Annotated in this window: 13 protein-coding genes; 12 read left to right on the top strand and 1 reads right to left on the bottom strand. The window is 70.9% G+C overall.

The genetic code is table 11. From position 1 onward, the window contains the following. Positions 1 to 105: 105 nt before the first annotated feature. Positions 106 to 594, bottom strand: coding sequence for a transcriptional regulator BldD (bldD, locus tag OIE47_RS00385; RefSeq protein WP_121159805.1), 489 nt, complete (start codon positions 592 to 594; stop codon positions 106 to 108). A 285-nt stretch (positions 595 to 879) separates the two neighbouring features. On the opposite strand from bldD, the gene pyrR reads away from it, so the two are divergent. The 12 genes from pyrR (at position 880) to coaBC (ending at position 14,114) form a co-directional block, all read left to right on the top strand. Then, the gene (gene pyrR, locus OIE47_RS00380) at positions 880 to 1,464 is read left to right on the top strand and encodes a bifunctional pyr operon transcriptional regulator/uracil phosphoribosyltransferase PyrR (RefSeq protein ID WP_326559451.1); all 585 of its coding nucleotides are present in this window, start codon (positions 880 to 882) and stop codon (positions 1,462 to 1,464) included. Then, positions 1,461 to 2,387: an aspartate carbamoyltransferase catalytic subunit gene (locus tag OIE47_RS00375; protein WP_326559450.1), complete on the top strand. Its 927-nt coding sequence runs from the start codon at positions 1,461 to 1,463 to the stop codon at positions 2,385 to 2,387. Before pyrR ends, OIE47_RS00375 begins: the two co-directional genes overlap by 4 nt. A 28-nt stretch (positions 2,388 to 2,415) precedes the next feature. Continuing rightward, entirely contained in the window at positions 2,416 to 3,693 is a 1,278-nt protein-coding gene (locus OIE47_RS00370; protein ID WP_326559449.1) for a dihydroorotase, read from the top strand. Next, positions 3,693 to 4,880, top strand: coding sequence for a glutamine-hydrolyzing carbamoyl-phosphate synthase small subunit (gene carA, locus OIE47_RS00365; RefSeq protein ID WP_326559448.1), 1,188 nt, complete (start codon positions 3,693 to 3,695; stop codon positions 4,878 to 4,880). The genes OIE47_RS00370 and carA overlap by 1 nt, the downstream gene beginning before the upstream one ends. Then, complete coding sequence (carB, locus tag OIE47_RS00360) at positions 4,873 to 8,247, top strand: carbamoyl-phosphate synthase large subunit (RefSeq protein ID WP_326559447.1); 3,375 nt, start codon at positions 4,873 to 4,875, stop codon at positions 8,245 to 8,247. The genes carA and carB overlap by 8 nt, the downstream gene beginning before the upstream one ends. After that, positions 8,244 to 9,254: a quinone-dependent dihydroorotate dehydrogenase gene (locus OIE47_RS00355; RefSeq protein WP_326559446.1), complete on the top strand. Its 1,011-nt coding sequence runs from the start codon at positions 8,244 to 8,246 to the stop codon at positions 9,252 to 9,254. The genes carB and OIE47_RS00355 overlap by 4 nt, the downstream gene beginning before the upstream one ends. Then, positions 9,251 to 10,525 (top strand): adenosylmethionine--8-amino-7-oxononanoate transaminase, encoded by a 1,275-nt coding sequence (locus tag OIE47_RS00350; RefSeq protein ID WP_326559445.1) that lies wholly within the window; start codon positions 9,251 to 9,253, stop codon positions 10,523 to 10,525. The genes OIE47_RS00355 and OIE47_RS00350 overlap by 4 nt, the downstream gene beginning before the upstream one ends. A 179-nt stretch (positions 10,526 to 10,704) precedes the next feature. Beyond that, a complete protein-coding gene (gene pyrF / locus OIE47_RS00345) occupies positions 10,705 to 11,547 on the top strand; it encodes an orotidine-5'-phosphate decarboxylase (RefSeq protein ID WP_326559444.1) in 843 nt (280 codons plus the stop codon). 171 nt (positions 11,548 to 11,718) lie between these two features. Further along, on the top strand, positions 11,719 to 12,036 hold the full coding sequence (mihF, locus tag OIE47_RS00340; RefSeq protein ID WP_326559443.1) for an integration host factor, actinobacterial type: 318 nt from the start codon (positions 11,719 to 11,721) through the stop codon (positions 12,034 to 12,036). A gap of 35 nt (positions 12,037 to 12,071) precedes the next feature. Beyond that, the gene (locus OIE47_RS00335; RefSeq protein WP_442792124.1) at positions 12,072 to 12,602 is read left to right on the top strand and encodes a guanylate kinase; all 531 of its coding nucleotides are present in this window, start codon (positions 12,072 to 12,074) and stop codon (positions 12,600 to 12,602) included. A 20-nt stretch (positions 12,603 to 12,622) separates the two neighbouring features. Then, complete coding sequence (rpoZ, locus tag OIE47_RS00330) at positions 12,623 to 12,886, top strand: DNA-directed RNA polymerase subunit omega (protein WP_007075826.1); 264 nt, start codon at positions 12,623 to 12,625, stop codon at positions 12,884 to 12,886. 19 nt (positions 12,887 to 12,905) lie between these two features. After that, complete coding sequence (gene coaBC / locus OIE47_RS00325; RefSeq protein ID WP_326559441.1) at positions 12,906 to 14,114, top strand: bifunctional phosphopantothenoylcysteine decarboxylase/phosphopantothenate--cysteine ligase CoaBC; 1,209 nt, start codon at positions 12,906 to 12,908, stop codon at positions 14,112 to 14,114. Positions 14,115 to 14,147 lie beyond the last annotated feature (33 nt).

The following is a 14,147-nucleotide window of genomic DNA, read 5'->3' as shown; positions in this document are numbered from 1 at the left end:
GGGTGCGATGGGACACGGGACGCGACAGGGCACGTGGACGTGAAAAGGGGGCGCCCGGCAGGGCGCCCCCTTTCATACTGCCTTCGTGCTGTCCTGCGGTGGTACTCAGGAGGCGAAGAGCGCCCGCGGGTCGGCGACGAGTACGCCGTGCTCGGTCAGGCGCTCGATCAGCCCGGAGGGCGACGAGTCGTACACGATGGCGAGCGCGCGCAGGTCGTCCGCGCGGATCGACAACACCCGGCCGTTGTAGTCGCCCCGCTGCTGCTGGATGGCGCGGGCATAACGGGCGACGTACGCGAGCTCCTCGGAGGCCTCGTCGTAGAGGCGCTCCAGGTCCAGGACGATCTTGTTCGTGGGCTCGTGCCGGACCCCGCTGCCGTCCGGCAGCAGTTCCGCGACGGGCACCCGGTAGAAGTCCGCCAGCTCGGCGAGGCGCGAGACGGTGACCGCACGGTCACCACGCTCGTACGACCCGACGACGACGGCCTTCCAACGCCCGTTCGACTTCTCCTCCACCCCCTGCAGGGACAGCCCCTGCTGCTGACGGATAGAGCGCAGGCGGGCGCCCAACGACTTGGCGTATTCAGAGGGCATTCGGACACTCCCAGTGCTGGCTCGGGGATCTCCCCAGCGGTCGCTACGGAGCGTGACGGTACGGGGATTGCGACACGTGGTCAAGTGGTCGTTACCTTCCCGTTGGCAAGATCGTGGTCACGAACCTGAAATCTGTTCGTTGACCGGACGGTCAGCGCCCCGCCCGGACCCGGCGACCGGTCGCTGGTAACGTGGTGATCAGCCCCCGGCCTGACCGCGTGCGGTCCGGGCCGGATCCGACATCCTTTAACGACCCGTCCAGTGAGGCGGGGAAGGAGGTCCGCCGTGGCCTTCCCGCAGGCCGCCCAACCCCCGGTGGCATCGCCACCGTCCGTGAAGGTCATCCTGACCAGCGCCGATCTGCAACGCGTGGTCGACCGGATCGCACACCAGATTCTCGAAAAAACCCAGGGCGCCGCCGACACCGTGCTGCTCGGGATTCCCACCCGGGGTGTGCCGCTGGCCCGTCGGCTGGCCGCCCGGATCAGCACCTTCGAGGGCATTCAGGTGCCCGTCGGTGTGCTCGATATCACCCTTTACCGCGACGATCTACGCCGGCACGCGACCCGGGCCATCGGGCCGACCGAGGTGCCGCCCGGCGGGGTCGACGGCAAGCGGGTGATCCTGGTCGACGACGTCCTCTTCTCCGGGCGCTCGGTCCGGGCCGCGCTGGACGCGCTGAGCGACCTCGGCCGCCCCAGTTCGGTGCAGTTGGCCGTGCTGGTCGACCGGGGCCACCGGGAACTGCCCATCCGGGCCGACTACGTCGGCAAGAACATCCCCACCGCGCTGGCCGAGAGCGTCAAGGTCACGCTCGCCGAGGTCGACGGTGCGGACGAGGTCAAACTGTTCGGGAGGCCCGCGCTGTGATCAGGCACCTGCTCTCCGGGGCCGACCTGGACGCGTCCACGGCCACCCTGATCCTGGACACCGCCGCCGAGATGGCGACCGTGGCCGGGCGCGAGGTGAAGAAGCTCCCCGCGCTGCGCGGCCGGACCGTGGTCAACCTCTTCTACGAGGACTCCACCCGGACCCGGATCTCGTTCGAGGCGGCGGCGAAGCGACTCTCCGCCGACGTGATCAACTTCTCGGCCAAGGGGTCGAGCGTCTCCAAGGGCGAGAGCCTGAAGGACACCGCGCTGACGTTGCAGGCGATGGGCGCCGACGCGGTGGTCATCCGCCACCCCGCCTCGGGCGCCCCGCACCGGCTCGCCAACTGGGTGGACGGGGTCGTGGTCAACGCCGGTGACGGCACCCACGAGCACCCCACCCAGGCGCTGCTGGACGCGTACACGATGCGGTCGCGGCTGGGCCGGCTCGCCGGACTGCAGGTGGCCGTGGTCGGCGACGTACTGCACAGCCGGGTGGCCCGCTCCAACGTGCTGCTGCTGTCCACGCTGGGGGCGAAGGTGACCCTGGTCGGGCCGCCGACCCTGATCCCGGTGGACATCGCCGCCGCCCTCGCCCCCGGCACCGACGTCTCGTACGACCTGGACGCGGTGCTGCCCAGCGCGGACGTGGTGATGATGCTGCGGGTGCAGCGCGAACGGATGGCCGACTCCTACTTCCCCTCCGCCCGCGAGTACGCCCGCCGCTACGGCCTGGACGGGCCCCGGTTCCGCCGGCTGCCGGACCACGCGATCGTCATGCATCCCGGCCCGATGAACCGGGGCATGGAGATCGCCCCGGAGGTGGCCGACTCACCCCGCTCCACCATCGTCGAACAGGTCACCAACGGAGTCTCCGTACGGATGGCCGTCCTGTATCTGCTCCTGGGGGGAAAGAACCAGTGAACCGTCCGCTCCTGGGGGGAACAACGTTATGAGTGCGTACCTGATCAAGGGCGCCCGGGTGGTCGGCGCCGAGCCGACCGACCTGCTGCTCCGCGACGGCCTGGTGGTCTCCGCCGGCCGCAACCTCGACGCCCGCGATGCCACGGTGGTCGACGCGGACGGCCTGGTGGCCCTGCCCGGCCTGGTCGACCTGCACACCCACCTGCGCGAACCGGGACGGGAGGACGCCGAGACGGTCGAGTCCGGCTCCCGTGCCGCCGCGCTCGGCGGTTACACCGCGGTCTGCGCGATGGCGAACACCTCGCCGGTCGCGGACACCGCCGGGGTGGTCGAACAGGTCTGGCGGCTCGGCCGGGAGGCCGGGCTGGTCGACGTGCAGCCGATCGGGGCCGTCACCGTCGGCCTCGGCGGGGAGCGGCTGGCCGAACTCGGCGCGATGGCCGACTCGGCCGCCCGGGTACGGATCTTCTCCGACGACGGGCACTGCGTGGCCGACCCGAGGCTGATGCGCCGGGCCCTGGAATACGTCAAGGCGTTCGACGGGGTGATCGCGCAGCACGCCGAGGAGCCCCGGCTGACCGAGGGCGCCCAGTTGCACGAGGGCGAGGTCTCCACCCGGCTCGGACTGACCGGGTGGCCGGCCGTGGCCGAGGAGGCGATCATCGCCCGCGACGTCCTGCTCGCCGAGCACGTCGGCAGCCGGCTGCACGTCTGCCACGTCTCCACCGCCGGCAGCGTCGAGGTGCTGCGCCAGGCCAAGGCGCGCGGGGTCCGGGTGACCGCCGAGGTCACCCCGCACCACCTGCTGCTCACCGACGAACTGGCGGCCAGCTACGACCCGGTCTTCAAGGTCAACCCACCGCTGCGTACGGCCACCGACGTGGCCGCCCTGCGGGCCGCCCTGGTCGAGGGGATCATCGACATCGTCGCCACCGACCACGCCCCGCACGCGCTGGAGGACAAGGAGTGCGAGTGGGCGTACGCCCGTCCGGGCATGCTCGGGCTGGAGACCGCCCTGCCGGTGCTGCTCTCGGTGCTCGGTGAGCGCTGGGACCTGATCGCCGACCGGATGTCCCGGGTGCCGGCCCGGATCGCCGGCCTGACCGAGCACGGGCACGACCCCGCACCGGGGGCGGTGGCCAACCTCACCCTGGTCGACCCGGCCGCACGCCGTACCGTCGACCCCGCTGAGCTGGCCAGCCGCAGCCGCAACACCCCGTACGCCGGCACCGTGCTGCCCGGCCGGATCGTGGCCACGTTCCTGCGCGGCGAGCCGACGGTGCTTGATGGAAAGGCAGTCAAATAATGCGACGCAGGCCCGCGATCCTCGTACTGGAGGATGGCCGGACGTTCCACGGTGAGGCGTACGGCAGTGTGGGGGAGACCTTCGGTGAGGCGGTCTTCAACACCGGGATGACCGGTTACCAGGAGACCCTGACCGACCCGTCCTACCACCGCCAGGTCGTGGTGCAGACCGCGCCGCACATCGGCAACACCGGGGTCAACGGCGAGGACGACGAGTCTGGCCGGATCTGGGTGGCCGGTTACGTGGTCCGCGACCCGGCCCGGATCGGCTCCAACTGGCGGGCGTCCGGCGGTCTGGAGGACCGGCTCGCCGCCGAGGGTGTCGTCGGCATCTCCGGGATCGACACCCGCGCGCTGACCCGTCATCTGCGGGACAAGGGTGCCATGCGGGTCGGCATCTCCAGCCTCGACGACGACCCGCAGGCCCTGCTGGCCCGGGTCCGGGCCACCCCGGAGATGGTCGGCGCGGACCTGTCGGCGGAGGTGACCACGCCCAGGCCGTACACGGTCGACGCGCAGGGCACGCACCGGTTCACGGTCGCCGCGCTGGACCTGGGGATCAAGCGCAACGTCCCGCGCCGGCTCGCCGCCCGTGGGGTGACCACCCACGTCCTGCCGGCCTCGTCGAGCATCGAGGACCTGCTCGCCACCGGCGCGGACGCGGTCTTCTTCTCGCCCGGGCCGGGCGACCCGGCGACCGCCGACCACCCGGTCGGGCTGGCCCGTGAGGTGCTCAGCCGGCGGATCCCGCTGTTCGGCATCTGCTTCGGCAGCCAGATCCTCGGCCGGGCGCTCGGCTTCGGCACCTACAAGCTGGGCTACGGGCACCGGGGCATCAACCAGCCGGTCCTGGACCGGGTCACCGGGCGGGTCGAGGTCACCTCGCACAACCACGGCTTCGCGGTCGACTGGCCGGGGCGCGAACCCGGCCAGGAGGTGCCGGCGGGCCAGTTCATCGAGACCGACTTCGGCGCGGTCGAGGTCAGTCACGTCTGCCTCAACGACAATGTGGTCGAGGGCCTGCGGGCGAAGGACGTACCCGCTTTCACCGTGCAGTACCACCCCGAGGCAGCCGCCGGCCCGCACGACGCGGACTACCTCTTCGATCGCTTCGCGGAGCTGATCGAGGGCGAGCGGCAGCCGGGGCGTGGCCAGGGCAACAAGAACGAGGGCGGGAACCATGCCTAAGCGGACCGATTTGCGCCACGTACTCGTGATCGGTTCCGGTCCGATCGTGATCGGACAGGCCTGCGAGTTCGACTACTCCGGCACCCAGGCCTGCCGGGTGCTGCGCAGCGAGGGCCTGCGGGTCAGCCTGGTCAACTCGAACCCGGCGACGATCATGACCGACCCGGAGTACGCCGACGCCACCTACGTCGAGCCGATCACCCCGGACTTCGTCGAGCTGGTCATCGCCAGGGAGCGGCCGGACGCACTGCTGCCCACCCTGGGCGGCCAGACCGCGCTGAACACGGCGGTGGCGCTGCACGAGTCGGGTGTGCTGGAGAAATACGGCGTGGAGCTGATCGGCGCCGACATCGACGCGATCCGCCGGGGCGAGGACCGGCAGCTCTTCAAGGAGGTCGTCGCCAAGGCGGGGGCCCGGATCGGCATCGCCGACCCGACCTCGCTGGTGCCGCGCTCGCGGGTCTGCCACTCGATGGACGAGGTTCGCCAGACCGTCGGCGAGCTGGGGCTCCCGGTGGTGATCCGGCCGTCGTTCACCATGGGCGGGCTCGGTTCCGGCATGGCGCACACCGACGAGGACCTGACCCGGATCGCCGGGGCGGGGCTGACCGCAAGCCCCGTGCACGAGGTCCTGATCGAGGAGAGCGTGCTCGGCTGGAAGGAGTACGAGCTCGAGCTGATGCGCGACCGCAACGACAACGTGGTGGTGGTCTGCTCGATCGAGAACATCGACCCGATGGGTGTGCACACCGGCGACAGCGTCACCGTGGCGCCGGCCATGACGCTCACCGACCGGGAGTACCAGCAACTGCGTGACCTGGGCATCGCGGTCCTGCGCGAGGTCGGGGTGGACACCGGCGGGTGCAACATCCAGTTCGCGGTCAACCCGACCGACGGCCGGATCGTCGTGATCGAGATGAACCCCCGGGTCTCCCGTTCGTCCGCGTTGGCCTCGAAGGCGACCGGCTTCCCGATCGCCAAGATCGCGGCGAAGCTCGCCATCGGCTACACCCTGGACGAGATCCCGAACGACATCACCCTCCAGACCCCGGCCGCGTTCGAGCCGACGCTGGACTACGTGGTGGTCAAGATTCCTCGGTTCGCGTTCGAGAAGTTCCCCGGCGCCGACCCGGAGCTGACCACCACGATGAAGTCGGTGGGCGAGGCGATGAGCCTGGGCCGCAACTTCACCGAGGCGCTGAACAAGGCGATGCGCTCGATGGAGACGAAGGCGGCCGGATTCTGGACCGTACCGGACCCGGCCGGGTCGACGGTCGAGTCCACCCTCACCGCCCTGGCTACCCCACACGACGGCCGACTGTACACAGTGGAGCGAGCGCTCCGGTTGGGTGCCTCGGTCGCCGAGGTCTCCGCCGCCTCCGGCGGCATCGACCCCTGGTTCCTGGACCAGATCGCCTCCCTGGTCGACCTGCGGGAGGAGATCGTCGGGGCGCCCGTACTCGACGCGGCGATGCTGCGTCGGGCCAAGCGGGCCGGGTTGTCCGACCGGCAGATCGCCGCGCTCCGTCCGGAACTCGCGGCCGAGGACGGGGTACGCGTACTGCGGCACCGGCTCGGGCTGCGCCCGGTCTACAAGACCGTGGACACCTGCGCGGCCGAGTTCGCCGCCACCACCCCGTACCACTACTCGTCCTACGACGAGGAGACCGAGGTCGCCGGCTCGGACCGGCCCAAGGTGCTGATCCTGGGCTCGGGGCCGAACCGGATCGGGCAGGGGATCGAGTTCGACTACTCGTGCGTGCACGCCGTACTGGCGTTGCAGGGCGCGCCGCTGCCGGGCGCGGTCGGCACCGGGTACGAGACCGTGATGGTCAACTGCAACCCGGAGACCGTCTCCACCGACTACGACACCGCCGACCGGCTCTACTTCGAACCGCTCACCTTCGAGGACGTGCTCGAGGTCTGGCACGCCGAGGACAGCTCCGGCAAGGCGGCCGGGGGTCCCGGTGTGGTCGGGGTGATCGTCCAACTCGGTGGGCAGACCCCGCTCGGCCTGGCCCAGCGGCTCAAGGACGCCGGGGTGCCGATCGTCGGCACCTCCCCGGAATCGATCAACCTGGCCGAGGACCGGGGCGCGTTCGGCGCGGTGCTGGCCCGAGCCGGCCTGCGGGCCCCCGAGCACGGCACCGCCACCTCGTACGACGAGGCCAAGGCGATCGCCGACGAGATCGGGTACCCGGTGCTGGTCCGGCCGTCGTACGTGCTCGGCGGTCGGGGGATGGAGATCGTCTACGACGACCCGACCCTGCGCGACTACATCGGCCGGGCGACCGACATCTCGCCGGACCACCCGGTGCTGGTCGACCGGTTCCTCGACGACGCGATCGAGATCGACGTGGACGCGCTCTGCGACGCCGACGGCGAGGTCTACATCGGTGGCGTGATGGAGCACATCGAGGAGGCCGGCATCCACTCCGGCGACTCGTCCTGCGCCCTGCCGCCGATCACCCTCGCGAGTTCGCACCTGGCGGCCGTACGCCGCTACACCGAGGCGATCGCCCGTGGTGTCGGCGTACGCGGCCTGCTCAACGTGCAGTACGCGCTCAAGGACGACGCCCTGTACGTGCTGGAGGCCAACCCGCGCGCCTCCCGTACGGTCCCGTTCGTCTCCAAGGCGACCGCGGTGCCGCTGGCCAAGGCGGCGGCCCGGATCATGCTCGGCGCCCGGATCGCCGACCTGCGCGCGGAGCGCCTGCTCCCGCCGACCGGTGACGGCGGCACGATGCCGGTCGACGCCCCGATCGCGGTCAAGGAGGCGGTGCTGCCGTTCAAGCGGTTCCGTACCCGCGCCGGTCAGGGGGTCGACTCGCTGCTGGGTCCGGAGATGAAGTCCACCGGCGAGGTGATGGGCATCGACGTGGCGTTCGGGCACGCGTTCGCCAAGTCCCAGGCCGCCGCGTACGGCTCGCTGCCGACCGCCGGCAAGGTCTTCGTCTCGGTGGCCAACCGGGACAAGCGCGCCATGATCTTCCCGGTGAAGCGGCTGGCCGACCTCGGGTTCGAGATCGTCGCCACCGTCGGCACCGGCGAGGTGCTGCGCCGGCACGGCATCTCCTGCGAGCTGATCCGCAAGCACTACGAGGAGGCCGGTGCCGGTCCGGACGCGGTCTCGCTGATCGCGGCCGGTGAGGTGGCCCTGGTCATCAACACCCCGCAGGGCTCCGGGGCCAGCGCCCGGTCCGACGGGTACGAGATCCGCAGCGCGGCGGTGACCGCGGACATCCCGTGCATCACCACCGTGCCGGGTGCGGCGGCGGCGGTGATGGGCATCGAGGCGCTGATCCGCGGCGACATGGCCGTGCGCCCGTTGCAGGAGCTGCACGCCGCCCTGCGGGCCGGCGAGTGATCTTCGAGCGGGTGGTCCGCCCCGCGCTGTTCCGGCTCGGCGGTGGTGATGCCGAGACGGCACACGAGTGGACCCTGCACCGGCTGGCCGCCCTCTCCGGGCGGCCGGCCGCGCTGGCCGCGCTCCGGTCCGCGTACGCGGTGGCGGCGCCGCGCCGGGTCTTCGGGTTGGACTTCCCCAACCCGGTCGGGCTGGCCGCCGGGATGGACAAGAACGGGGTGGCACTGCCGGCCTGGCCGGCGCTGGGCTTCGGTTTCGTCGAGGTCGGCACGGTCACCGCACACGCCCAGCCGGGCAATCCCCGGCCCCGGCTGTTCCGGCTGCCGGAGAGCACCGCGGTGATCAACCGGATGGGGTTCAACAACGAGGGGGCGCAGGCGTTGGCGCGGCGGCTGGCGGCCGGGCCGGGGCTGCGCGTACCGCTGGGCATCTCGCTGGGCAAGTCGAAGGTGACCCCGCTGGACGACGCGGTGGGCGACTACGTCGCCTCCTACCGGGCGCTGCGGGAGCACGGCGACTACTTCGCGGTCAACGTCTCCTCGCCGAACACCCCGGGCCTGCGCGCGTTGCAGGACCGGGAGCACCTCGACGCGCTGCTCGACGCCCTGGTGGGAGAGAAGCCGGTGCTGGTAAAGATCGCACCGGACCTCACCGAGCCGGCCATCGCCGAACTGCTGCGGGTCTGTCTCGACCGGGGGGCGGCGGGTGTCATCGCCACCAACACCACACTCGGCCGCGGCGGCCTCGCCGCCGCCGACGAACCCCGGGGTACGGAGACCGGTGGCCTGTCCGGTCGGCCGCTGACCGCACGGGCCCGGGAGGTGGTCTCCTTCGTCCACCGGGAGACCGGCGGGGCGCTGCCGGTGATCGGGGTCGGCGGGATCATGGATCCGGACGACGCGAACCGCCTCTTCGACGCCGGGGCGAGCCTGGTGCAGCTCTACACCGGCTTCATCTATCGCGGGCCGGGTCTGGCCCGCGCGATCGCGCGGTCGGCCCGGCCGTGACCCCTGCCGAGTTGCTCGCCGCCGACGCCGCGCACGTCTGGCACCCGTACGCGCCGATGCCCGCGACCACGCAGCCGTACCTCGTCACCGAGGCCGAGGGCGTACGCCTGCGGCTGGCCGACGGGCGTGAGCTGGTCGACGGGATGTCGTCGTGGTGGGCCGCGATCCACGGTTACCGGCATCCGGTCCTGGACGCCGCCGTCACCGGGCAACTCGGCCGGATGAGCCACGTGATGTTCGGTGGGCTGACCCACGGGCCGGCGATCGAGCTGGCCCGCAACCTGGTCGACCTCACCCCGCCCGGACTGGAGCACGTGTTCCTCTGCGACTCCGGCTCGGTCAGTGTCGAGGTGGCGGTCAAGATGGCCCTGCAGTACCAGCTCGGCCGGGGTCGCCCGGAGCGGCACCGGTTGGCCACCTGGCGCGGTGGTTACCACGGGGACACGTTCCAGCCGATGAGCGTCTGCGATCCCGAGGGCGGGATGCACCACCTCTGGCGGGACGTGTTGCCCCGGCAGGTGTTCGCGCCCGTACCGCCGGCCGGCTTCGACGCACCGGTGGACGAGGACTACGCGGCGGTGCTGGCCGACCAGGTCGCCCGGCACGCGCACGAGTTGGCGGCGGTCATCGTCGAGCCGGTGGTGCAGGGCGCCGGGGGCATGCGGTTCCACAATCCGCACTACCTACGGGTGTTGCGCGAGGTCACCGCCGCGCACGGGGTGTTACTCATTTTCGACGAGATCGCTACGGGTTTCGGTCGCACCGGTACGTTCTTCGCCGCCGAGCACGCGGGGGCCACCCCGGACGTGATCTGCGTCGGGAAGGCGCTCACCGGTGGCTACCTGAGCCTCGCGGCGGCGCTCTGCACACCGGAGGTGGCCCGGGGAATCGGGGCCGGTGGTGTGTTGGCGCACGGGCCGACGTTCATGGGGAACCCGCTCGCGTGTGCCGTCGCGAACGCCTCCATCGGGCTGCTGCGGGCCGGAAACTGGGCGGCGGAGGTGGCGAGGGTGCAGGCGGGTCTCCGGGCGGGTCTGGAGCCGTTGCGCGGCACGCCCGGCGTGGCCGACGTACGGGTGCTCGGCGCGATCGGTGTGGTGCAGCTCGACCACGAGGTCGACCTGCCGGCCGCGACCGCCGCAGCGGTGGACCGGGGGGTGTGGCTGCGCCCGTTCCGCGACCTGGTCTACACGATGCCGCCGTATGTGACCGACGACGAGGACCTGGCCCGGATCGGCGCGGGGGTGGCCGCCGCCGTCGCCGCGGGCTGATCCGCCGTCGCCACCCCGCCGGCCACCACCACCGGTGGCCACCGACATCCGGTCCCCGTACCGGGAGGGCCGGCTGCCGGACCGCGGAAGGCTGCGTGCCGCACCCGCGACGCCGGGTGCGTACCGGGAGGGCTGGAGCCGTGGCGCGCCCCGCGTCGTGGCGAGGAGAGGAGAGCGCGATGGAGAGCTTCGGGACGCGGCTGCACCGGGCGATGGCGGAGCGGGGGCCGCTCTGTGTGGGTATCGACCCGCACGGCGCGCTGCTGGACCGCTGGGGACTGCCCGACGACGTGACCGGGTTGGCGCGGTTCAGCGAGACGGTGGCCGAGGCACTGGGCGACCGGGTCGCAGTGGTGAAGCCGCAGTCGGCGTTCTACGAGCGCTTCGGGTCCCGAGGACTCGAGGTACTTGAGTCAACTATCCGACAGTTGAGAGATGCCGGAGCTCTTGTGCTTCTGGACGTCAAGCGTGGTGACATCGGCTCCACGGTGAGCGCGTACGCCGCCGCGTATCTCGATCCATCCAGTCCGCTGTATGTCGATGCGATCACCGCGAGTCCGTATCTGGGCGTCGGCTCGCTCGCGCCGATGTTCGACACGGCGGCGGCGCACGGCGGCGGCGTCTTCGTGCTCGCGCTCACCTCCAATCCGGAGGGTCCGGCCGTGCAACACGCCCGCGGCGCCGACGGCCGGACCGTCGCGCAAACCGTGATCGACGAGATTTCCCAGCTCAACGTGGGTGCCGAGCCGCTCGGAAGTTTCGGGCTGGTGGTCGGCGCGACGATCGGCGAGACCGGTCACGACCTGTCCCGCGTGCACGGCCCGATGCTCGCGCCCGGTCTCGGCGCCCAGGGCGGGAGCGCTGCCGACCTGCGTACGGTCTTCGGTCGGGACCTGACCGCGGTGCTGCCGTCGTACTCCCGCGAGGTGCTCGGGCACGGGCCGGACCGGTCCGCGCTGCGGGCCGCCGCGGACCGCGCGCTGGCCGATTGTCGGGCCGTACTCGACCGCGCCGGTGAGTGATAGCTCGGTCACGGTCGCATGATCATGGCGCGTCCACGTTGCCGAAAACTCTGCTGACCGCTAGTTTTCCCGGCGCTGGGAACCACATACCCCTTTGGTTTCCAGCCACCCCACGTTTCACAGATGCGGCGGTGCGTTCCGCCCGTCGCGATAGGGACCTGAGGAGAACTGGTGCCGCTCCCCCAACTGAGCCCCGAACAGCGTGCAGCCGCGCTGGAGAAGGCTGCGGAGATCCGCAAAGCCCGTGCTGAGCTGAAGGAGCAGCTCAAGCAGGGCAAGACCACCCTCGCCGCCGTCCTCGACCGGGCGGAGGGCGACGACGTCGTCGGCAAGCTGAAGGTTTCGGCCGTCCTCCAGGCGATGCCGGGGATCGGCAAGATCCGGGCGACCCAGATCATGGAGAAGCTCAAGATCGCCGACAGCCGGCGTCTGCGCGGCCTGGGTGACCAGCAGCGCAAGGCACTGCTTGGTGAGTTCGCCGCCAACTAGTTAGTGGCAGCGTGTAGAAACAAGCAGTGAGTACGGTGGACGACGCGCGCCCGGCGGCTCGTCTCACGCTCCTTGCCGGTCCTGCCGGGGCCGGCAAGGAGAGCGTGATCGAGCTGATCCGGGCGCGTTCGCCCGTGTTGTGGGTATCGGTCCCGATGACCACCAGATCCCGTTGCCCGTACGAGGCCGACGGGACGCGTCTGTTCGTGGACCGGGACGAGTTCGAGGCGCTGATCGCCGCCGACGAACTGATCGAGTGGGACCGCTACGCCGGCCACCTGCACGGCACGCCGCGCCAGCCGGTCCAGACCCGGTTGCGGGCCGCCCAGCCGGTGCTGCTCAGTCTCGACCTGCCCGGCGCCCGGCGCGTACGGGCCGCGATGCCCGGGTCCCGTCTGGTGTACCTCGTCCCGCCGGGAGTGGTTCCGCCGGCCGCCCAACCGCACGACGGGGCGGAAATCGACCGGGTGGTGGTCAACGACTTCGTCGAGCGGGCAGCGGAGGAACTGGTAGGCTTGCTCGGTTCATCCTTTCTGACTCCGGCTCAGCCGCGTACCAGCGGTTGAGAGACACAGAGGTTTATCTCGTGGGTTCCATCGCCAATCCCGAAGGCATCACCAACCCTCCGATCGACGAGCTGCTGGAAAAGACCACCTCCAAGTACGCGCTGGTGATCTTCGCGGCCAAGCGGGCCCGCCAGGTCAACGCCTACTACAGCCAGCTCGGTGAGGGTCTGCTGGAGTACGTCGGACCCCTGGTCGAGACCACCCCGCAGGAGAAGCCGCTGTCGATCGCGATGCGCGAGATCAACGCGGGCCTGCTCACCGCCGAGCCGACCGACCAGCCGTAGCAGGACCGAAAGATCGCTCATGCCCGCTCAGGTCGTTCTTGGCGTAGGCGGGGGCATTGCCGCGTACAAGGCCTGTGAACTGCTCCGGCTCTTCACCGAGTCGGGGCATGACGTCCGGGTCGTACCGACGGCCTCGGCCCTGCGTTTTGTCGGCGCCCCGACCTGGGCGGCGCTCTCCGGCAAGCCGGTCGCGGACGATGTCTGGGCCGAGGTGCACGAGGTCCCGCACGTCCGCATCGGTAAGCAGGCGGATCTCGTCGTGGTCGCACCGACCACCGCCGACCTGCTGGCCAAGGTCGCGCACGGGCTGGCCGACGACCTGCTCACCAACACGCTGCTGACCGCCCGTTGCCCGGTGGTCCTGGCGCCGGCGATGCACACCGAGATGTGGGAGCACCCGGCGACGGTGGCCAACGTGGCGACGCTGCGCGCTCGCGGCGTACTTGTCATCGAGCCCGCCAGCGGGCGGCTGACCGGCGCGGACACCGGCAAGGGTCGACTGCCCGACCCGGCGGAGATCTTCGCGATCGCCCGGCGGACGCTGAGCCGGGGGGCGGTGGCGCCGCGTGACCTGACCGGGCGTCGGGTGGTGATCACCGCCGGTGGCACCAGGGAACCGCTCGACCCGGTGCGATTCCTGGGCAACCGATCCTCGGGTAAACAGGGTTACGCCTTTGCCCGCACTGCTACTGTGCGTGGCGCTATGGTTACAGTGATTGCCGCCAACGTCTCGCTTCCCGACCCGGCCGGGGTGGAGGTGGTTCGCGTGTCCACCACGGAGGAACTGCGCAAGGCCACCCTCTCGGCGGCGGCGGACGCGGACGTGGTGGTGATGGCGGCGGCACCGGCGGACTTCCGCCCGGCGACGTACGCCGACCAGAAGATCAAAAAAACGGATGACGGTACGGCGCCCACCATCGAACTGGTCACCAACCCCGACATCGCCGCCGAACTCGGCGACCGGCGCCACGCCCACCAGGTACTGGTCGCCTTCGCCGCCGAGACCCGTGAGGCCGAGCCCAACGCACGGGCGAAGCTGGCGCGGAAGAAGGCGGATCTGATCGTGGTCAACGAGGTGGGGCGGGACAAGGTGTTCGGCGCCGACTTCAATACTGCGGTCGTGCTGGGCGCGGATGGATCCAGGACGGTTTTCCCGGAACAATCCAAGGAAGACCTCGCCGACGGCGTCTGGGACCTGGTAACAACGCGCTTAACCGTTTCGTCTTAACCACTGAGCACACTGTCACCGAGGAAATGACCC

Source organism: Micromonospora sp. NBC_01796 (genome assembly GCF_035917455.1).
GTDB lineage: Bacteria > Actinomycetota > Actinomycetes > Mycobacteriales > Micromonosporaceae > Micromonospora_G.
Note: the sequence above shows the minus strand (reverse complement) of the source record. Positions and strands in the feature narration are given on the sequence as shown.

What these genes read in the sequence shown, in the direction of transcription:
- coaBC (WP_326559441.1), top strand. Translation starts at nt 12,906, where the DNA reads ATGCCCGCTCAGGTCGTTCTTGGCGTAGGCGGGGGCATTGCCGCGTAC.
- carB (WP_326559447.1), top strand. Translation starts at nt 4,873, where the DNA reads ATGCCTAAGCGGACCGATTTGCGCCACGTACTCGTGATCGGTTCCGGT.
- OIE47_RS00370 (WP_326559449.1), top strand. Translation starts at nt 2,416, where the DNA reads ATGAGTGCGTACCTGATCAAGGGCGCCCGGGTGGTCGGCGCCGAGCCG.
- carA (WP_326559448.1), top strand. Translation starts at nt 3,693, where the DNA reads ATGCGACGCAGGCCCGCGATCCTCGTACTGGAGGATGGCCGGACGTTC.
- bldD (WP_121159805.1), bottom strand. Translation starts at nt 594, where the DNA reads ATGCCCTCTGAATACGCCAAGTCGTTGGGCGCCCGCCTGCGCTCTATC.
- pyrF (WP_326559444.1), top strand. Translation starts at nt 10,705, where the DNA reads ATGGAGAGCTTCGGGACGCGGCTGCACCGGGCGATGGCGGAGCGGGGG.